The organism is Dehalobacter restrictus DSM 9455 (assembly GCF_000512895.1).
GTDB classification, from domain to species: domain Bacteria; phylum Bacillota; class Desulfitobacteriia; order Desulfitobacteriales; family Syntrophobotulaceae; genus Dehalobacter; species Dehalobacter restrictus.
This window is the reverse complement of the sequence record NZ_CP007033.1, coordinates 1,483,506-1,503,593: the sequence shown is the minus strand read 5'-3', so window position 1 is coordinate 1,503,593 and position 20,088 is coordinate 1,483,506. Positions and strand designations below refer to the sequence as shown.

General features: G+C 46.5%; 16 protein-coding genes. 11 read left to right on the top strand and 5 right to left on the bottom strand.

All coding sequences use genetic code 11. The annotated features are described in order from the left end of the window. Nucleotides 1-187 precede the first annotated feature (187 nt). The 5 genes from iorA (at nt 188) to ade (ending at nt 7,568) form a co-directional block, all read left to right on the top strand. Nucleotides 188-2,122, top strand: coding sequence for an indolepyruvate ferredoxin oxidoreductase subunit alpha (iorA, locus tag DEHRE_RS07280; RefSeq protein WP_019225418.1), 1,935 nt, complete (start codon nt 188-190; stop codon nt 2,120-2,122). After that, nucleotides 2,119-2,715: an indolepyruvate oxidoreductase subunit beta gene (locus DEHRE_RS07275; protein WP_019225417.1), complete on the top strand. Its 597-nt coding sequence runs from the start codon at nt 2,119-2,121 to the stop codon at nt 2,713-2,715. The genes iorA and DEHRE_RS07275 overlap by 4 nt, the downstream gene beginning before the upstream one ends. Further along, complete coding sequence (locus DEHRE_RS07270; protein ID WP_019225416.1) at nt 2,712-3,950, top strand: phenylacetate--CoA ligase family protein; 1,239 nt, start codon at nt 2,712-2,714, stop codon at nt 3,948-3,950. The genes DEHRE_RS07275 and DEHRE_RS07270 overlap by 4 nt, the downstream gene beginning before the upstream one ends. Before the next feature lie 89 nt (nt 3,951-4,039). Beyond that, nucleotides 4,040-5,680, top strand: coding sequence for a class I adenylate-forming enzyme family protein (locus DEHRE_RS07265; protein ID WP_019225415.1), 1,641 nt, complete (start codon nt 4,040-4,042; stop codon nt 5,678-5,680). A gap of 79 nt (nt 5,681-5,759) precedes the next feature. Then, nucleotides 5,760-7,568 carry an adenine deaminase gene (ade, locus tag DEHRE_RS07260; protein ID WP_019225414.1) on the top strand — a complete coding sequence of 603 codons (1,809 nt, stop codon included), beginning with the start codon at nt 5,760-5,762 and terminating at the stop codon, nt 7,566-7,568. Nucleotides 7,569-7,588: 20 nt separating this feature from the next. Here ade and DEHRE_RS07255 read toward each other — a convergent pair whose 3' ends face one another. Further along, nucleotides 7,589-8,224 (bottom strand): EAL and HDOD domain-containing protein, encoded by a 636-nt coding sequence (locus DEHRE_RS07255; protein WP_019225413.1) that lies wholly within the window; start codon nt 8,222-8,224, stop codon nt 7,589-7,591. A gap of 209 nt (nt 8,225-8,433) precedes the next feature. Between DEHRE_RS07255 and DEHRE_RS07250 the strand changes: the two genes are divergently transcribed. The 3 genes from DEHRE_RS07250 (at nt 8,434) to DEHRE_RS07240 (ending at nt 11,507) form a co-directional block, all read left to right on the top strand. Continuing rightward, complete coding sequence (locus DEHRE_RS07250; RefSeq protein WP_019225412.1) at nt 8,434-8,664, top strand: hypothetical protein; 231 nt, start codon at nt 8,434-8,436, stop codon at nt 8,662-8,664. Between the two features lie 350 nt (nt 8,665-9,014). Then, nucleotides 9,015-10,460 (top strand): DEAD/DEAH box helicase, encoded by a 1,446-nt coding sequence (locus DEHRE_RS07245; RefSeq protein ID WP_019225411.1) that lies wholly within the window; start codon nt 9,015-9,017, stop codon nt 10,458-10,460. Between the two features lie 141 nt (nt 10,461-10,601). After that, entirely contained in the window at nt 10,602-11,507 is a 906-nt protein-coding gene (locus tag DEHRE_RS07240) for a chemotaxis protein (RefSeq protein WP_019225410.1), read from the top strand. Between the two features lie 134 nt (nt 11,508-11,641). On the opposite strand, the gene DEHRE_RS07235 is transcribed toward DEHRE_RS07240, so the two are convergent. The 3 genes from DEHRE_RS07235 to DEHRE_RS15255 are packed head-to-tail and all read right to left on the bottom strand — an operon-like array spanning nt 11,642 to nt 12,727. Further along, nucleotides 11,642-12,007, bottom strand: coding sequence for a GerW family sporulation protein (locus tag DEHRE_RS07235; protein WP_019225409.1), 366 nt, complete (start codon nt 12,005-12,007; stop codon nt 11,642-11,644). Then, complete coding sequence (locus DEHRE_RS15260; RefSeq protein ID WP_242836900.1) at nt 11,997-12,335, bottom strand: hypothetical protein; 339 nt, start codon at nt 12,333-12,335, stop codon at nt 11,997-11,999. The genes DEHRE_RS07235 and DEHRE_RS15260 overlap by 11 nt, the downstream gene beginning before the upstream one ends. Then, a complete protein-coding gene (locus DEHRE_RS15255) occupies nt 12,332-12,727 on the bottom strand; it encodes a hypothetical protein (protein ID WP_242836899.1) in 396 nt (131 codons plus the stop codon). The genes DEHRE_RS15260 and DEHRE_RS15255 overlap by 4 nt, the downstream gene beginning before the upstream one ends. Nucleotides 12,728-12,971: 244 nt before the next feature. Between DEHRE_RS15255 and DEHRE_RS07225 the strand changes: the two genes are divergently transcribed. From DEHRE_RS07225 to DEHRE_RS07215, 3 genes are all read left to right on the top strand, one after another. Continuing rightward, nucleotides 12,972-15,350: a type IA DNA topoisomerase gene (locus DEHRE_RS07225; RefSeq protein ID WP_019225407.1), complete on the top strand. Its 2,379-nt coding sequence runs from the start codon at nt 12,972-12,974 to the stop codon at nt 15,348-15,350. Nucleotides 15,351-15,428: 78 nt separating this feature from the next. Beyond that, complete coding sequence (locus tag DEHRE_RS07220; RefSeq protein ID WP_025205685.1) at nt 15,429-17,495, top strand: DNA topoisomerase III; 2,067 nt, start codon at nt 15,429-15,431, stop codon at nt 17,493-17,495. Between the two features lie 31 nt (nt 17,496-17,526). Then, entirely contained in the window at nt 17,527-18,387 is an 861-nt protein-coding gene (locus DEHRE_RS07215; RefSeq protein WP_019225405.1) for an NYN domain-containing protein, read from the top strand. Here DEHRE_RS07215 and DEHRE_RS07210 read toward each other — a convergent pair. After that, nucleotides 18,384-19,925 carry a diguanylate cyclase domain-containing protein gene (locus DEHRE_RS07210; protein WP_242836898.1) on the bottom strand — a complete coding sequence of 514 codons (1,542 nt, stop codon included), beginning with the start codon at nt 19,923-19,925 and terminating at the stop codon, nt 18,384-18,386. The genes DEHRE_RS07215 and DEHRE_RS07210 overlap by 4 nt on opposite strands. Nucleotides 19,926-20,088: the final 163 nt, after the last annotated feature.

Sequence of the window (20,088 nt, the reverse complement as noted above, 5' to 3'; positions counted from 1 at the left end):
AAATCGATAAAAATTCTTAAAAAATTGCCTTAAAAACAGTAATGTCGTTGACGATCATGCCAAAAAAGAATTATACTTAAATATGTTATTTGCAATTTCAAAGCTTGTCTTTCTTTAAAGGGCAAGCTTATTGGTTTGTTCGTCAATATTAGTCTATTGGTCTTGATCTGTTTTAGGAGGACGATTCATGGAACAAGTACTCTTAATGGGGAATGAGGCAATTGCCATGGGAGCTATCCGGGCCGGCGTTGCGGTTGTAACCGGCTATCCAGGCACGCCTTCCACTGAAATATTGGAAACAGTCGCCCGGAAGAATCCCGGGAATATTTATGTTGAATGGTCCGTCAATGAAAAATCCGCGCTGGAAGTTGCGGCTGGTGCAGCCTATGCTGGTCTCAGAACGATGGTCACCATGAAACAAGTTGGTCTTAATGTTGCCTCCGATCCATTAATGAGCCTCGCTTATATCGGGGTAGAGGGGGGAATGGTCATCGTTGTTGCCGATGATCCCGGACCTATTTCTTCCCAGACAGAGCAGGATACCCGTCATTTTGCTTCTTTTGCCAAACTGCCTGTCTTTGACCCATCTTCACCGGAAGAAGCTTATCAGATGATTGGCGATGCGTTTGCCTATTCGGAAGAATACAAGACCCCGGTCTTATTTCGTCCAACCACGCGTGTTTGTCATGGCAGCGCCTCTATCGTACTCGAACCCGCCCAGGCGGCTTCTTCGGCCGGCGCTTTTGTCAAAAATCCGAAATGGACGATTTTTCCTCGCCTTTCTTATGAAAAGCATCTGCAAATTGAAGCCAGACGTCCAATACTGGAAGCGGACTTTTCCTCCTATCCCTGCAATATATTAACCGGCAGCGGTAAAAAAGGTATTGCCACAGGCGGCATCAGTTATGCTTATACGTGTGAAGCGATCCAGGCGCTAAAGGAGTGCCGTCAACGCGAAAACGATGTTCAGAAGAATAGTTCGGATATTGACTATAAACTCTTCAAAGTTTCAACGCCGCATCCTTTTCCGGTAAGACTGGCCCTGGAATTCTTAAGCGGCCTCGATGAAGTACTGGTGATCGAAGAACTGGATCCAGTGATTGAAAAAGAATTGATTTTCCTGTGCGGCCAATACCATTTGCCTGTCAAAGTCTTCGGCAAACTGAGCGGCCATACCCCTCAGGCTGGGGAAAACAGCATTGAAATCGCGCGCAAGGCAATCACGAAATTCTTAAAGAAGCCTAATCAGGATGAAGACTGCCGTCTAAATCTCTCCACATTGAATGCTAAACATGAGGATATAAACAATAAAGAAGAATGCATAGCTGAAGAGGATCAACAGACTGTAGAAGTTATACAGCCTGAGCAGCCGGCTCTGCCGGTCCGGCCTTCGGTACTCTGTGCCGGCTGTCCGCACCGCGCTTCTTTTTACGCGGTGAAAAAAGCCATGAAAGGTAAGAAAGCGGTCTTTTCCGGTGACATCGGCTGCTATACACTTGGTAATGCAAGTCCGCTGGAGATGGTTGACACCTGCCTCTGCATGGGTGCAGGCATTACGATTGCCCAGGGACTGCACCGCGCTGAACCGGATACGGTTAATTTTGCATTTATCGGTGATTCAACCTTTTTTCATACAGGCATTGCCGGTGTGATTAATGCTGTTTACAATGAAACCGATATCGTATTGATCATTCTCGACAATTCGACAACGGCGATGACAGGTCATCAGCCACACCCGGGCACCGGGAAAACCATGATGGGAAATATCGCTGAAAAAATTAGTATTCCGGCTGTCCTTCAAGCCTTGGGTGTTAAACAGATTACGACATGCAATCCGCTCAACTTAAAACAAGCGGTCGCTGCCATCCAAGATGCTGCAGCGGTGCGTGGCGTTTCAGCGGTGATCTTTGAATATCCGTGCATTGCAATAGCCAAACCAGGGCCGCAATTCACAGTTGATCCCGGAAAATGCAGCGGCTGCAAGCGCTGTATCAAAGAATTGGGCTGTCCGGCCATTACCTGGAAAGTAGATAAGGCTGAAATTGATTCGGCTTTATGCTACGGTTGCTCACTCTGTACACAAGTCTGTTCTTTTGCTGCGATAGGAGGTGAGCCGGTATGAATATTATCTTAGCTGGGGTAGGCGGTCAGGGAATTGTCCTGGCTTCCAAAGTTATTGCCCAATCCGCGATGCAAAAAGGCTTAAAAGTTCGTACAGCGGAGACGATCGGCATGGCCCAGCGGGGTGGCTGCGTCGTCAGCCATGTAAGGATCGGTGAAAATATTCACGCTCCGCTGGTAGCATTGAAGACAGCTGATCTGGTGCTAGGCTTTGAACCCGCGGAAGCTGTACGGGCGCTTCCTTTTTTAAAGCCGCAAGGGACCGTCATTGTCAGTCAAAAAGCGATTAAACCGGTCACAGCTTCACTCTCGGCTGAAGGTTATGAGGGGAAGACGATGCTGGACTATCTGCAAAACAGTGTCAGCCGGTTCTATATTGTGGATAGCGATGCAGTCTGTTCTGTCTGCGGCTCACCAAAAGTCTTAAACACTGCCTTACTCGGTGCAGCAGCAGGCAGCGGTGTACTTGGCTTTACACTTACGGACATGGAAACTGCTCTGGAAAGCGTATTGCCGGCTAAACTGCTGGACATGAACATTCAGGCCCTTCGGGCCGGTGCCCAAAACATAGAAGAGGGGAATATTTGTGTATGAAACGGATGAATGAAACCCAGTTTGCAGCGATTAGAAAAAATCTGACCAAACTCTGCAGTCTCGACGGTTTTTACAGCAAGAAATTTGCAGGGTACGAACTACTTCAGAGCATGCAAAGCCAGGAAGATTTTGAAAAACTACCGTTTACCAATAAAGATGATCTGAGAGAAGCTTATCCACTTGGCCTGCAGGCTGTTCCCGACAGTGAGATTGTCCGGATTCATTCCTCTTCCGGAACCACCGGCACCCCGGTCATTATTCCGTATACAAGGCAGGATGTCGAAGACTGGGCCATCATGTTTAAACGCTGCTATGAAACAGCCGGTTTGACCAACCTGGACCGGGTCCATATTACGCCGGGCTACGGCTTATGGACAGCAGGCATCGGCTTTCAGAACGGAGCTGAGCTTTTAGGGGCCATGGTTATTCCGATGGGCCCTGGCAATACCGATAAACAAATTCAAATGATGATTGATTTAAAAAGTACCGTTTTGTGCGCGACTTCATCCTATGCCTTGCTCCTGGCTGAAGAGATCTCCAAAAGGGGAGTCAAGGACAAAATCCACCTGCGCAAAGGTGTCATCGGTTCGGAACGCTGGGGCGAAAAAATGCGCCGACGCATCGCCGGTGAACTGGGCGTTCAATTATACGATATCTATGGCTTGACTGAGATTTACGGACCGGGCATTGCGATGAGCTGCGATTACGAATGCGGCATGCATTATTGGGATGATTATCTGTACTTTGAGATTATCGACCCGCATACCGGCCAGCAGGTACCGGAAGGCGAAATTGGGGAACTGGTGATCACGACCTTAAAGAAGGAAGGTGCTCCGCTGATTCGCTACCGCACCCATGATTTAACCCGTTTCCTGCCAGGAGAATGTGCCTGCGGTCTGGCTCACCCCAGAATCGATACCATTATCGGCCGTACCGATGATATGGTCAAAGTCAAGGGTGTGAATATTTTCCCGGGTCAGATTGACGAGCTTCTGCGCGAAGTAGAAGGTGCCAGCAGTGAATACCAGGTCATGATTGACCATTTAAGCGGCAAAGATATTATGACGCTGTTCTTTGAGACCGAAAACAATGCAGATAAAAAGCAGCTCGAACAAGACGTCAAACAGCATTGTAAAGCAAAAATTGGGATTTCCGTCGTCCCGAAAGCCGTAGCTATCGGGGAACTTCCCCGGAGCGAAAAGAAATCGACCCGCATCTTTGATAACCGCTATTAATTTTGCATTTTAAATTTACAGTTTTATATAAGTCAATTTATTTCATCACAAACAAATATTGTCATGGTAGAACGGGAGGAGATTAAACAATGCCCATTACTGAATTGTTGGTACGCAACGCAGCGTTGTACGGACAGGAGAAATGTCTGACCGAGATTAATCTGGATCTTCAGGAAAGCCATAAAATCACCTGGAGAGAGTATGAACTGATCGAAAATAATCCGGCAGGGGAATACCGGCTGGAAATGACCTGGCGGGTTTTTGACGAGAAAGCGAACCGTATGGCGAATCTGCTTCTGAAAAGAGGCATTAAGAAAGGCGATAAAGTCGCCATTTTATTAATGAATTGCCTGGAATGGCTGCCGATTTACTTCGGTATCTTAAAATCCGGCGCCGTTGCAGTCCCTTTAAATTTTCGCTACACAGCTGAAGAAATCAAATACTGCCTGGAATTGTCCGATACAATTGCGTTGATCTTTGGACCGGAATTTATTGGCCGTGTGGAAACGATTTACGATCAGATCCCTAAAGTCAAAACGCTTTTATTTGCGGGTGAAAACCGTCCGTCCTTCGCAGAGAATTACGACCGGCTGGCAGCGAACAGTTCCTCGGAGGTGCCGCAAGTTGTACTGTCTGACGATGATGATGCGGCCGTCTACTTTTCTTCCGGGACGACCGGCTTCCCGAAAGCCATCCTCCATACACACCGGAGCTTAATGTCGGCCTGTTATACGGAACAAAACCATCATGGACAGACCCGTGACGACAATTTCCTGTGCATACCGCCGCTTTATCACACCGGTGCCAAAATGCACTGGTTCGGCAGCCTGCTCTCAGGCAGCAAAGCTGTCCTGCTGCGCGGCGTCAAACCGGAGTGGATTCTGAAGACGATCAGCGAGGAAAAAATCACCATCGCCTGGCTTCTCGTTCCATGGGCCCAGGATATCCTGGATGCGATTGAGAGCGGCAAAGTTAAGCTGGAGGATTATGAGCTCTCTCAATGGCGCCTGATGCATATAGGGGCCCAGCCGGTACCTCCCAGCCTGATCCGCCGCTGGAAAAACTATTTTCCAAATCATCTGTACGATACGAATTACGGCCTGAGTGAGTCCATCGGACCGGGCTGTGTGCATCTTGGCCTAGAGAACATCCATAAAGTGGGCGCGATTGGGGTACCCGGTTATCAGTGGGAAGTTCAAATTACTGACGAAAACGGCTGTCCGGTCCAACAGGGTCAGGTAGGGGAACTGAGGGTCAAAGGTCCGGGTGTCATGAAATGCTACTACAACGACCCTGAAGCCACGGCTGTAGCCCTGAAAGACGGCTGGTTGCTGACCGGTGATGTGGCCAGGATGGATGAGGCCGGCTTTATATATTTGGTCGATAGGAAAAAAGATGTGATCATCAGCGGCGGCGAAAATATTTATCCGGTTCAGATCGAAGACTTCCTGCGTGCACATACGTCGATTAAGGATGTCGCAGTGATTGGTCTGCCTGATCCGCGCCTGGGTGAGATTACCGCAGCAATCATCGAACTCAAACCGGGAAGTATCTGCACAGAAGAAGATATCAGCGTTTTCTGTGCACCAATGCCCCGCTATAAACGTCCGCGCCGGATTATCTTCGACAAGGTCCCGCGCAATCCAACCGGTAAGATTGAGAAACCGCGTTTAAGGGAAAAATACGGGGCAGCCACCCTGATTGCCGCCCAGACAGAAAACAGTCTATAGTCAATGAGATGAAAAAATCCATTGATAAAAGTAATCATAGCAAAAGGAATCATCCATGAAATAAAACGAGGGGATTAAAGTGTTGAATGATTGTGTACTCAATTTTCTCGTGAAAGATTTTCAGGAGAAAACAGCCGAACTGGCTCAAACCGCCATGGGTATCCTGAAAGCGGACACGGTGATCCGGGGCGGCCGCATCATCAATGTAAATACTTGTGAAATCGAAGAAAACAAGGACGTCGCGATCAAACACGGCCGGATTGTCCTAGTCGGTAATGCCGCGCCTGCTATCGGGGAACAGACGAAGATCATCGATGCCTCGGGCTATACGCTGGCACCGGGTTTTCTGGACGGACATCTGCATGTCGAGAGCAGCATGGTCACGCTGAGGGAATTCACCAGAGCTGTCCTGCCGCAGGGAACGACGTGCATTGTGATGGACCCGCATGAGATTGCCAATGTCTTCGGTCTGGAAGGCGTTAAGATGATGGTCGAAGAAGGACAGGCCATGCCACTTAAAGTATTTGCAACAATGCCGTCCTGTGTACCTGCTGCTCCGGGTTTTGAAGATGCCGGAGCGATCATCGGCCCGGCTGAAATCGAAGAAGCCTTGCAGGACAGCAGGATCATCGGGCTCGGGGAAATGATGAATTATCCGGCAGTCATCTCTGGTGATGCGCAGGTTCATGCCGAATTAAAGGTAACGCTGAACGCCGGCAAGCCGGTTACCGGGCATTACGCTTCTGCTGATCTCGAAAAAGGATTGCAGGCTTATGCAGCAGCCGGGATCCTGTCCTGCCATGAAAGTACGACCAGGGAGGATGCCCTGGCCCGGATGCGTCTCGGTATGTATGCCAAACTGCGGGAAGGCTCAGCCTGGCAGGACGTTAAGGAAACCGTCCGGGCCATTACTGAAAACAAAGTAGATTCCCGGTATGCCGTGCTGGTGACGGACGATGTGCATCCGCATACCCTTTTGGCCAAAGGACACCTCAACCATGTGATCCGCCAGGCGATTCGCCAGGGTGTCAATCCGGTTACGGCGATTCAAATGGCAACCATTAATCCTGCTCAGTGTTTCGGGCTTGACCGGCATCTCGGGAGTATCTCACCTGGCAGATGTGCAGATATTGTTTTTCTGCGTGACCTCGCGGAAGTCACCGTAGAAAAAGTAATGATAGACGGGGAAATCATAGCAGAACAAGGACGGATGCTGGCTGAAATTTCGTCCGTCAGCTATCCGGAGAAGTTCCGCAGTTCCGTTCATCTGTCCCATAAACTGAAATCCGGAGACTTCATCATCAAAGCTCCGGAAGGAAGAACGACGGTCAGGGCGCACGTCATCGAGATCAAAGAAGCCCAGGCCGGAACCCTTCATCGCGTGATCGAGATGGGAACAGCGCAAGGGCAGGTATGTCCTGACATTACAGCCGATATTGCCAAGGTTATGGTCCTGGAAAGGCACGGCGGCCCGGGAAATTACGGCCTCGGGTATGTCAAGGGTTTCCAGATGAAGAGCGGGGCAGTCGCATCAACAGTGGCTCATGACGGTCATAATCTGATCATCATCGGTGTAAATGACGCGGATATGGCGCTTGCCGGCAATACACTGGCAGACCTTGGCGGCGGTATGGCCACTGTGAGGGATGGGAAAGTGCTGGCCATACTGCCACTGCCGATCGCCGGCTTAATGTCGGACAGACCGGTCGAGGAAGTGGCCGGAATGGTGACTCAGCTTGATAAAGCCTGGAAAGAGCTTGGATGCAGTTTGGCCTCGCCATTTATGACCATGGCGCTCTTAAGTCTGCCTGTTATCCCGGAACTGCGCCTGACGAACCGTGGACTGATTGATTGTCTGAACTTTTCATTCCTGTCTTTGCTCGAATGATACGCTCCAATGATACGACTTCACTTTTCAAAGTCAATGATGAAATCCAATAAGCGCCGTTGTTTATTATCCTGGCCGAGCAAGGCCAGTTTTACATGATCCGGTAGGGAAAGGCCATGGAGCACCTGCTCCATGCTTTTGTTCAGCAGAATGTCAATGGAAGAAAACATCCCAGTAAAAAAGAATTCAGAACTGCTCGTTTTATCTCCCAGTTCTGAAGCTAAAAGTTCCATTAGTTTTCCTCGGATAAGTGACAATTTGATCAGTTCCGCGTTTTCGATATTTTGCAGATCTTTCAGCATGATGATTGAGCTCCAGCGGTACAGTTCTTTTAAGCCAAGGTGGGCGAGCGCCTGTGGGATAGAATTGATTTTATTTTTTGTCCCAAGATATGTGGAGTTGGCAAGTTTAAAAATTTTATAGGTCAGGCCGAGATCACTTTGAACAATATTGCCAATCACCGTATAGTTCGGTTCAGGCATTTTGAGTTCCTGAATGATTTTCAATATATTGCTGTTCAGTGATACAATCTCTTTAGAATTAATGATCGAAGGTTTGCTGAAAAAATAACCTTGAAAATAATCATATCCCATTTCATAAGCGCGCTGAAATTCTTCCCGCGTTTCAATTTTCTCAGCGACAAACCTCACTTTCATGTGATATTGCTTTATCAGCTTGCGCTGAAGATCAAGTGTATGCTGCCGTAAAAGATGGTTGACACATCGTTATTCCTTCTATATAATACATTTCGGAGTATTTTTACGGACATCAAGATTTCATTTACATCATTGTTTTACTGAATTCTGAAATATTGAAGTAACACTCCCTGAAGTATTGGAGCATGTGAGAAGGAGGTGTTTTTTTTATGCGTTTTTGTCATGAACTTAAAAAGCTGGCGAAGGCTTTTGAAGCGGATCAATTTGCGGCCGTCAAAAAAGATGTACTCGTCGTCCTTGAAAATATATATGGTGAAACCTCCAGAGAGTATAAAGTTGTCAAACAGACATCTTCCCCTGCAACCATTATCAAGGTTTTGAACCATATCGCTGAAAGATCAGATGATCTGTCCTTTCATGCGCTTGCTGCAAATATGTAATTTAAATCCATGGCGCGGACTACGGCCTCCTTTCTGCAAGGGGGTCGTATTTGTTTAGCTTGCTGCTGTGCATTTAACGTTAATAAGGTACTTGAAAGAATAAAGGAATTGATTCCTGATCTGCAGAAATAATACTAAATAGAATAAAAAACAACTTACTAACTCCAGACTAAGTCAACGTAATGGATGGACAGCGTCAAGCGGAGCATGGATTGCGAAGCGCGGGATTTTGTGTCAGGATGACACAACGACCGAAAGCGGCCATCCATTACGTTGACGAGCCCGAGTAAATCTAAAAAATTTATAATATTCCTTTTATACATACTCCTGATAAAGAAAGAGATGACCGCATGCACCAGGTTTCTTTTGACCAATATCCGTTAAGTCCGGAAATATTAAAAGCCCTTCAGCTGCTGAACTATGACAAGCCTACGAACGTCCAGAAACAGGTCATCCCATTGTTTCTGGCGCAAAAAGATGTGATTGTTAAATCTCAGACCGGCAGCGGCAAGACGGCCGCTTTTGCTATTCCGCTTTGCCAGATGGTGGATTGGGAAGAAAATAAACCCCAGGCCCTGATCATCACGCCAACGAGAGAACTGGCCATCCAGGTCAAAGAGGATCTGTTTCATATCGGCCGTTTTAAAAGACTAAAAATTGCTGCGGTATACGGCAAATCTCCTTTCTATTATCAGGAGAAAGAGCTGAAGCAAAAAACGCATATTGTGGTGGGAACGCCTGGCCGGCTGATCGATCATTTTCAGAAAGGGACGCTGGATACTTCTTGTATCAAATACCTGGTTATTGACGAAGCGGATGAACTGATGAATATGGGCTTTCTGGAACAGACGGAAACCATCCTTGGCAGCTTGTCTGCCGACCGCGTAACAGCCCTGCTGTCGGCCACGATGCCTTCTGATGTCAGAACACTGTGTGATCATTATTTGCGCGAGCCAGTCTATGTAGAAACGCAAGAAGAAACATCCGCTGCGGAAAGAATCTCCCAGGAAAGATACCTCATTGCCAGACAGGATAAAATAAAGCTTCTTAAAGATCTTTCAGTCACTGAGAATCCCGATAGCTGTCTGATTTTCTGCAATACCAAACATCAGGTGGATGAGGTCTATGCGGAATTGAAATTGCTCGATTATCCCTGCGCCAAAATTCATGGCGGTATGGAACAAGGGCACCGCCTGAGTGTCATGGATGATTTTAAACGGGGTTATTTTCGGTACCTGATTGCAACAGATGTGGCAGCCCGGGGGATTGATATCGAAGATATTTCACTCGTCATTAACTTTGATCTGCCGCAGGAAAAGGAAAGCTATGTACACCGGATTGGCAGAACAGGGCGTTTGAATAAAAACGGCAAAGCAATCTCTTTTGTTACCAAAGAAGATGACATTTACCTGCAGGATATACAGAAATATGTTGGACAGGAGATCCCACTGAAACAAAGACCTTCTCAGGATACTGTCCGCAATGCCGAAGCCGTCTTTCAGGAGAAAATAACCGTTTTGCCGGATAATAAAGCCATGAAAGGCACCCGGATCAATTTGGAAATCATGAAGCTCCAGATCAATGCCGGAAAGAAATCCAAGATCCGGCCGGCGGATATTGTGGGCGCACTGACGAATATTGCGGGTATGACTGCGGCTGACATCGGGATTATCAATATTTTGGATGAATTGAGTTATGTGGAAATCCTGAACTTTAAAGGGTCACTTGTCCTTGAAGCCTTGCAAACAACGCCGCTCAAAGGTAAACTGCGGAAAGTAAGAAAAGTGAATCGCTGAATGCTCAAATGTCATAATAAAACTGTATTTATTGAAATAAACCGAAATAATTAATTGTAGAAAAGACGAATTCTGAAGGATTTTGGAGCTTCTTTAGCGAAAATACAAGATATAAATACTCCAGGGAAGAGGAGACAGACGATGCAGGATGATAAAGGAATTTTGCTGGAATCCGGAACCAATGAGTTTGAAATTATCGAGTTTACCGTAGACGGGAAATTCTATGGGATTAACGTCGCCAAAGTAAGGGAAATTATCAACAATGTCAAGGTGACACACCTGGTAGGTTCACATCCATATATAGAGGGACTATTTACTTTACGGAATAAGATCATTCCGCTTGTTGATCTGACGCGATGCCTAACCGGCGTTAAGCAGGTCACAGATAACCAGCAGATCATTGTTTGTGAAATCAATGGTGAAATGATCAGCTTCAGAGTTGATGAAGTCACGAGGATCTACCGCGTATCCTGGACCCAGATGGAACCTTTGTCGGATATTGCCGGTTCGGACTTTGCAGTCGGTGTCGTTAAGCTGGAAGAAAAAATCATCGTTCTGATCGATTTCGAAAAGATTATTTCTGAGATTGATCCGACCATGAACAAAAGATTATCAACGATACCCGCGGTAGCTGAAGAAATGGACGGCCTCAGAAAGACAAAAACAATATTAATCGCAGAGGATTCCCGCGTTCTTCGGGAACTACTAATCAGAACACTTAGCGCTGCAGGTTATCATGTGATTCCCAACGATAATGGTCTGGAAGCATGGGATAGTCTGAACAAAATGATTGCTGACGGCAGTTCGATCGAGGATAAAGTGCAGCTGGTCATTACAGACATTGAAATGCCCCAAATGGATGGTCATCATCTGATCAAAAAAATAAAAGAGGATGACAAACTTAAAGAGCTGCCCGTCATTATCTTCTCCTCGATGATCAGTGAAGAGCTAAAAAGGAAAGGGCAGTCGCTCGGCGCCTATGCCCAAATCACGAAGCCAGAAATCGAACAATTGATCGTGTTAGTTGATAAAATACTGCTTTCTTAACAACAAAAGATGCATGTCTACGGAATGATTACATTCCATTAATAGAATGAACACGCATGATTTAAATTAGAAGTGGTGCTTCCTGGTGAACTTTTCGTCCGCCGGGAAGCACCACTAAATATTAGACATATGATTTATTCTTCACTGCATTTTTGATCTTTGACTTTATTCACGATCTCGGGAACCATATCGATTAGTTTTTCGAGCCCTCCTGATTTTTCAATTGGCAGCAGTTCGACCTGATCGCCTCTGATAACCAGAACTGCTGTTGGCGAAATACGGCCGCCACTACAGGCACCGCCACCCAAGCCTTGGTTGTTTTTCTGTTCAATGCCGCTTCCGCCGCTCGTACCCAGACCAAATGTAAAATCGATGAATGGAACAAGAATGATTTCTCCGACCTGCATAGGTTCGCCGACGACGGTCTTGGTCTTCAGAAAGCTTTCCAGTTTTTCAAAGATGTTGGTGATATTTTCGCCAATGTTAAAACTATCCGACATAGGGGGATCCTCCTTTAAATTTGATTTTTAAGTTCGTTAACATGATATTGCGAATTGGTTTCGTGACCAGAAGCCCGATGATTACAGAGAGCAGATAGGGCAGCCAGATCCTTCCGCCAATGAAAAACCTTCCTTCCAGCATTTCCTGACCAAATACAAGTTCGACAGCAATATCAAATCTGTCATACCAAAGGTATCCCTGAGTCAGCAGTACCAACAGGAAACCGGTATACATTGGATCAGAAAAGCCTATTTTGACGTTTACGATCAGCTGATCCGGCAGGATATGCCTGGCGATTTTCCTCAGGGATGCCAGGATTTTTTTCAAAACATCGGTCCGCAGGAATTGACGAATACCAAATTCATTTTGATGTTTTTTTTGGAAGATATTAAGTCTTTCACAGAATCAGCGTGCAGATCTTTTTTGGCATTGTTCTTGGACGCTGTTCCGGACTTCTGTTGATCTTCTTTCTTAGAGTCTGGCCGTTCCTGGAATTTTTTAGTCAGACCCAGAATCATCAACGTCGTTTCAGCCTTACGTTTAGGATATTTGACAAACTCCATCCTGATTCCGCCAAAGAGCCAGGAAACGGACCCCTTCATTTGAGAATGGCCAAGATTCTCTGCAGCAGCCTGATAATGGTAAGGTATAAAGATCATAGCTGCCAGAATCATCACGAGACCCAGCAACATATAGCCAAGGATTGTTAACAAGAACATAGCACCTGACCATCCCTTTTCATATTCACACTTATTAATACACATGAAATAATAAAAAGTTTCAGCTTTCAACAGAAAAGTTGACATTCTTTATCTCAAAGTACCGGTTAATTTTATGCTATACTGAGTATTATGGAAAATTAAGCTAAACTTTTTTTCAATGTTACATGCATTTTAGAGCTAACATGGTACTTGATGTCTGTAAGATTCACATGCAAAAAAAATTATATGGAAAGAAGATCCTATGGAAAGAATACTGATTATTGCTGAAAAACCGGCTCAGGCCCGGGAATATGCTGCAGCCCTGGGGGTAAAAGGTAAAGGACAAGGCTGGCTCGAAAATGACCAGTATGTGATAACCTGGTGTATCGGTCATCTTCTGGAGCTGGAAAGGCCGGAAGGCTATATGGATCTGGAACACGTCGGGAAACGCTGGAGTCTGAAACGTCTGCCCGTTCTGCCAGCTGTCGATTCGTTTCGGCGTACAATCAAATCCCAAACGCGCCAACAATTTCAAGTTTTACAAAAATGGCTGAAATCTTCTGAAATCACACAGGTTATTTGCGGAACGGACGCCGACAGGGAAGGGCAGCTTCTCTTTCAGGAAGTCTGGGATTTGGTGGGATGTACAAAACCGCTCTCCCGGCTCTGGATTTCTTCGCTGACGCGAGAGGCTATCTTGGAAGGCATGAATCAGTTAAGACCGGGTCAGGCCGTGGAAGGTCTGTCAGCCGCAGGCAACGGCAGAGCCTTTGCGGACTGGGACTTTGGGATGAATCTGACCGAAGGCTTCACCTCTTTATTTGGCAGCTTCGATACAGTCCGCAAAAAGCCGAATGTGGTTTCCATCGGCAGAGTACAAACCCCGACATTGGCGCTGATTGTCCGCAGAGAGTGGGAAATTGAGCAATTTGTTGCTGAAACCTATTTTGAAATCAGTGCAGCCTTCTCTGCGGAGCAGGGACAATACACCGGACGCTGGTTTGATCCGGCTCAGGAAAACAGACGCCTGACCGACAGGGAAACTGCCGAACACATTGCTGCGAGAACACAGGGGCAGCCAGGGAAAATCATCCGGGCTGAACAAAAAAAGGTTTCCGAAGCTCCGCCCTTGCTTTTCGATTTGACAAGCCTGACTGTCACAGCTTCCAGACGATTCGGATTTAGTGCCGAAAAGGTCCTGGAACTAGCCCAGTCTCTTTATGATAAAAAGGCCATTACCTACCCACGTACGGATTGTGCTTATTTACCCGCGGATATGATTCCAAAGCTGCCAGCCCATTTGAAAGCCCTGCGTCAGGAGCCTTATCAGGAAAATGTAGATGAAGCAATGACCTATAGTGTGCCTCAAAACAAACGGGTCATCAACACAATTACGGCTCACCATGCGATCATTCCAACGACAGAAACTGTTCATTTGAATAAGCTGCCGGAAGCCGAACGTCAACTTTTTGACCTGATCGCACGGCGTTTTCTGGCTGTCTGGTTTCCTCCTGCCTGGTATCAGCAGACGGAAATCGTTACGGAAGCGGCCCAGGAACATTTTCGCTCCAAAGGCAGGATTCTGCTCAGCTCAGGCTGGAAAATGGTCTATGATTTCGAAGACGCTCAGGATCCTCAGGCTGAAAGCAGCGGAACAACAGGAAAGACCAGGAGAAAAAATAAGAATCGCGAGAACCAGCAAGAAGAGAACACAGAACTTCCGGCGGTCAGTCAGGGTGACTCTGTTCAGACGACCGAAGTCCGGATCGACGAAAAGAGTACCAAACCCCCGAAACGTTTTACCCAGGGAGACCTGCTTAAAGCGATGGAGAGTGCGGGCAAACAAATTGAAGACGATGTTCTGCGCCAGCAGCTGAAAGGGAAGGGCCTCGGGACAGTGGCTACCCGGCCTGCGATCATTGAAAATCTGCTTCAGCGTGGCTATATCAGACAGGAGCAAAAAACGCTGCGGCCGACAGAAAAGGGAACCCAGCTGATTTCATTAATTCAAAACAGGCTTCCGCATGCCGCCCTGCTGATCAGCGCTGAAATGACCGGTCAGCTGGAATATGACCTGGCGCAGGTTGAAAAAGGCGAACTGGCGCTGGAAAAATACATGTCTGAGGTCGAAGAAGCGGTGATACGAATCATTAATGAACTTCGGGCCTATGAACAAAAATATGGCAAAACGCCGTTGGCCCAGGCTCCGGCCAGGTCAGCCAGATCTGCCGAATCTGCGAAATCTTCCAAGAAAGTTCACACATCTTCGGAAGATCAATCAGATCAAACAGACAAGTCGGCTAAAAAAACAAAGGGCGCCAAAGAAGAAAATGGTTCTTCGGCAGCCCGGGAAAGCGGACCTGAAAAACTGGGGCCCTGTCCGCGGTGCGGGGAAGGTGTCATTGAAGGCAATAAAGGTTACGGCTGCTCCAACTGGAAAAGCGGCTGTGGATTTGTGGTCTGGAAAACACCGATTTGCGGTAAGACACTTAGCCAGGCCCAGATGAAAAGCCTGCTGAAGAAAGGTAAAACACCCTTGATCAAAGGATTCAAATCCAAAAGCGGGAAATCTTTCAACGCCTGTCTGGTCTGGGAGGATGCCGCTAATGGAAAACTTAAATTCGCGTTTAATCATGATTGACAGGCCGTTTCTTTATAAAAAAATCCTTATACAATTATGCTATAATGATACATAGGATCTTAAACCGGAGGAATATGCATGAAATCGTTGGTTCTGGCTGAAAAGCCGAGTGTGGCCCGGGAAATTGCCCGGGTTCTTAAATGCAATATCAAAAACAAGGGTTTTATCGAAGGGCCACAATACGTCGTTACTTGGGCTTTGGGACACCTGGTCACGTTAGCAGAACCGGAGGATTATGACCAGAAATATAAAGAATGGCGAATGGAAGATCTGCCAATGCTTCCGGAACAGTTAAAGCTCAAGGTGATCCGTCAGACTTCCCAGCAATATCAGACGGTAAGCAAACTGATGAAACGAAACGATATCAACGAACTAATTATAGCCACCGATGCCGGACGAGAGGGCGAACTGGTCGCGCGCTGGATCATGAGACTGAGCAACTGGAAGAAACCTTTCAAACGTCTCTGGATTTCTTCCCAGACCGATGCCGCCATCCTGGAAGGCTTCGCGAGATTAAAGCCCGGACCCGAATATAATGATCTTTACGATGCCGCTGTTTGCAGAGCCGAAGCGGATTGGCTGATCGGCCTGAATGTGACCAGGGCTTTAACCTGTAAGTATAATGCCCAGCTGAATTCAGGAAGAGTACAGACCCCAACACTTGCCATGATCGTTCAGCGGGAGGATGAGATCAGAAAGTTTGTTCCCGTTGATTACTGGACAATCCGAGCGGACTTCGGCGACTTTTTTGCTGACTGGCGTGGCAAAGACGGCAGCCGGATTTATGATTACCAGCAGGTTGAAGCCCTGCTGGGCAAGCTGGAGAAGCAATCTGCAAGAATTATGCAGGTCAAGCGCGAGAGTAAAAGCGAACCAGCCCCACTGGCTTATGACCTTACTGAACTGCAGCGTGATGCGAATCGCAAACTAAGCTTTTCCGCCCAGAAAACTTCCAGTACGCTGCAGAATTTATACGAACGGCATAAACTGGTTACCTACCCGCGTACAGATTCGCGCTATCTCTCCGCCGATATTGTACCGACTCTGCCGTCCAGGCTCAAAGGTCTGGCTGCAGGGCCTTATGCCGAAACGGCCAAAAAGCTGTTGGCACAGCCTTACAAGCCGACGAAACGACTGGTGGACGACAGTAAAGTAACGGATCATCATGCGATTATTCCGACTGAGCAGCCTTTGAAGCTCGGGGATCTGACCCATGATGAAAAATCTTTGTATGACCTGATCGTACGACGTTTTCTGGCCGTCCTCTCTCCGCCGTACCGCTATGACCAACTGACGGTTATTGCCGGTATTAATGGCGAAATGTTTTATGCAACGGGAAAAGTGATGAAAGACCAGGGCTGGCGCTCTATCACTTCCCATCAGACGGAATCAGAAGAAAGCAGGGAGGATGCTTTGCCTGAACAAACGCTCGGGAAACTGGAGCAGAGCGAGGAACGGATGCTAAAAAACCTGAAGCCCCAAAAAGGGAAGACGAAACCACCGGCACGCTATACAGAAGCCACCCTACTCACTGCAATGGAAAATCCGGGGAAATTCATTGAAGATGAGGAGCTCCGGGAAACGATGAAGGGGAGCGGTCTCGGTACTCCGGCTACAAGAGCGGAAATTATTGAAAAACTGCTGCATACCAGTTATATTGAACGCAGCGGGAAAGAATTGGTGCCTACATCCAAAGGCCGTCAGCTGATCAGCCTTGTGGCTCCTGAGCTTCGGAGTCCTGAGCTGACTGCCCAGTGGGAACAAGCTTTAACAGACATTGCTAAAGGGAACGGAAGCAAGACTGAATTCATTAAAGGGATCAGGACTAAAGCCAGTGAACTGGTTCACAGTGTCGCCTCGGACAGCGCCACATACCATGCTGACAATATGACGAAAACCAGGTGTCCGGTCTGCAAAAAATACATGCTGCTGGTCAACGGTAAACGCGGCAAAATGCTGGTTTGTCAGGACCGGGCCTGCGGCCACCGTCAGCCGGAAAAAGAACGGGACACCGGCTTTACCAGTTCCAAGAGAGCAAGCCAGGTTAACCAAAAACTGATTGCCCAATACAGTGACCATCAAAATATTGGCAGTAATCTTGGTGATTTGCTTAAAGAGGCTCTGAATAAACAGAACAAAGATTAATAAATAAAAAGGAAAGAATAGGAGAATGCATATGGAAAATGATAAAAAGATTGCCGTGCTAATTGACGCAGACAATGTCTCAGAAAAATATATCAAATACATCTTCGATGAAATTGCGAATCATGGCACCCCAACCTATAAACGGATCTACGGAGACTGGACAAAGCCGAACCTCGCATCCTGGAAAACAGTGCTTCTAAACTATTCGATCACACCGATACAGCAATACAGCTACACAACAGGAAAGAATGCTACCGACGCTGCCTTGATCATTGATGCGATGGACATTTTATATTCCAAAAGCGTTGATGGCTTTTGCATCGTCTCCAGCGACAGTGATTTTACCAAACTAGCCTCCAGACTCAGGGAAGCCGGCATGTATGTAATGGGTATGGGCGAGAAGAAAACGCCGCAGCCGTTTATCGCTGCCTGTGAAAAGTTCAAATACCTTGAGGTTCTAGGTGTCATTCCGGCAAGTCCCTATGAGACAAACGAACAGGTTAAAACGCGGGTGCAGGGGACACCTCAGGAAGGAATGGCCAGCATTGATGAACTTATTGAAGCAATCAAAATTATCGTCACTGAAAGTTCCGATGAAGATGGCTGGGCATTTTTAGGTGAAGTCGGCATCAAGCTGAATAAGCGCTATCCTGATTTTGATACCAGAAACTACGGCCACGTTAAGCTGACACCGCTGATTGCTTCCTTAAAACAATTTGAGATTCAATCCCGCAGAACCAGCAATCCCAACATCAGCCATAAATATATCCGTAACAAAGCTGAGGCTGAAACAGGCAATAAAAAAACACGAACGCCCGAAGCAATCGTGTCTCCTGAAGACTATCGCGTTAAACCGAATGTCCGCTCCCGCATGAAGTCCATCAAACGTTAACTTGAATATTTTTTCTCCCGATACATGCGTAGATCAGCTGTTTTCAAAAGTTCGTCAGGGGTCATTCCATCCTCCGGACATATACTAATCCCAAACGACATTCCAACCCTGCAAATCTTATTGTTTATCATGATGGGTTTGACAAGTTTTTCCTGCATTCTCTGCATAATTCCGTCAAGCTCTGTCATATCCTGCAATCTGGAAAACAATAGAACAAATTCATCGCCGCCCAGACGCGCTATCACATCCTGCCGTCTGACCACCCCGGCCAGGAGCGACGAAACCTTCATCAGCATTTGGTCACCGATGTCGTGGCCAAAGGTATCATTAATGACCTTAAACCCATCTAAATCAATAAATACCAACGCAAATTGCTGATCATGCTTATGGTATTTCTCAATGGCCTTCTCCAATTTATTGTAGAACATCCTGCGGTTCGGAAGATTGGTCAGTTTATCGTAATTGGCCATCTTTTCCAGTTCTTTGGACATAGCTTTGTATCCTGTAATATCATGAAGATTGCCAACAACGCCGACAATTCCGTCAAGCTCGGTTTCGGCCACAGAGAATGATGCTATAATGCTGATAACTTTACCCGTCGAATCAACCATATCAAACTCAATATTGCGCAAAAACTTGTTTTTGAACAAAAAATCTGTTCTTTGCAGGTTATACTTTTGGGCTTTAAAAAAATCTGAGAATCTCCGGCCGAGCATTTCACTGGCATCATATTTCAGCAGGTCAAATGTGGCCTGGTTGCATTTACGGATAATTCCTTTATTATCAAGCAGAACGATCGGATCCATCACTGTTTCCAAAATAATGTCTGGAGTCACCGCTATATTCACATCCATCAGTTTATACCTTCTGATCATAAAGATGCCGCCAAATCCCCAGAAGATCGAGAAAAAATGAAATAAAGGCGGAATAAACGGAGTGATCAAAGGGAGGATAAAATCAGTGCCGATCCCGATCAGCATCATGACGCCCGCCAGAATCGAAATACTTTTGGCTTGTTTAATGAACCTCGGTCTTTGACTGTTTTTGCCCCATCTTAAGGTGAAAAAAAGTGAAACTCCGATGTAAACGACAAGCATAAGCCAATACAGCCAGAACCAGACTGAGCCCGTATTGAGTTCATACGTCCAGCCCAGGCCACTTGTACTCTGAACAAAGACTTTCGCCACCAGCGATTCATTTGTCAACAGTGTTTTTAACAGTAAAATTGTCGGCAGGCCATACAAGGGGATATACCAGTGGATACCATGAATATTTTTTGTTTTTTCCGATAGAACCAGGAAAAAGTGAGTAGCCAGCGGACAGAACATCACCCAACCAATAGCCGCGATCCGATGCCAGAATAAAGCACTCTCGGGACTTGGGGCTAGATAAAGGAATGAATAAATGAACGACCAGTATGCAAAACAGAAATTCAGAGAGGCTGACAATCTGTTTAAGGTTTCCTTATGATTCAATTTTAAAATGTAGAGACCAAATAAGACAAAAGTATACGCGACAATCATTGATATATAAGACATGGCCATCATAAATCTCACCTGCGCTCTCACCTGGATGTAACGATTCGACTATTTTCAGGATATTTCAACATTATACTACTGTCAAGTAGATTTTAATTTTCCTGAATATATTAAAAAACACGATTGTCTGAATGCAATCGTGTTTTTTCAATAATCATGTTTT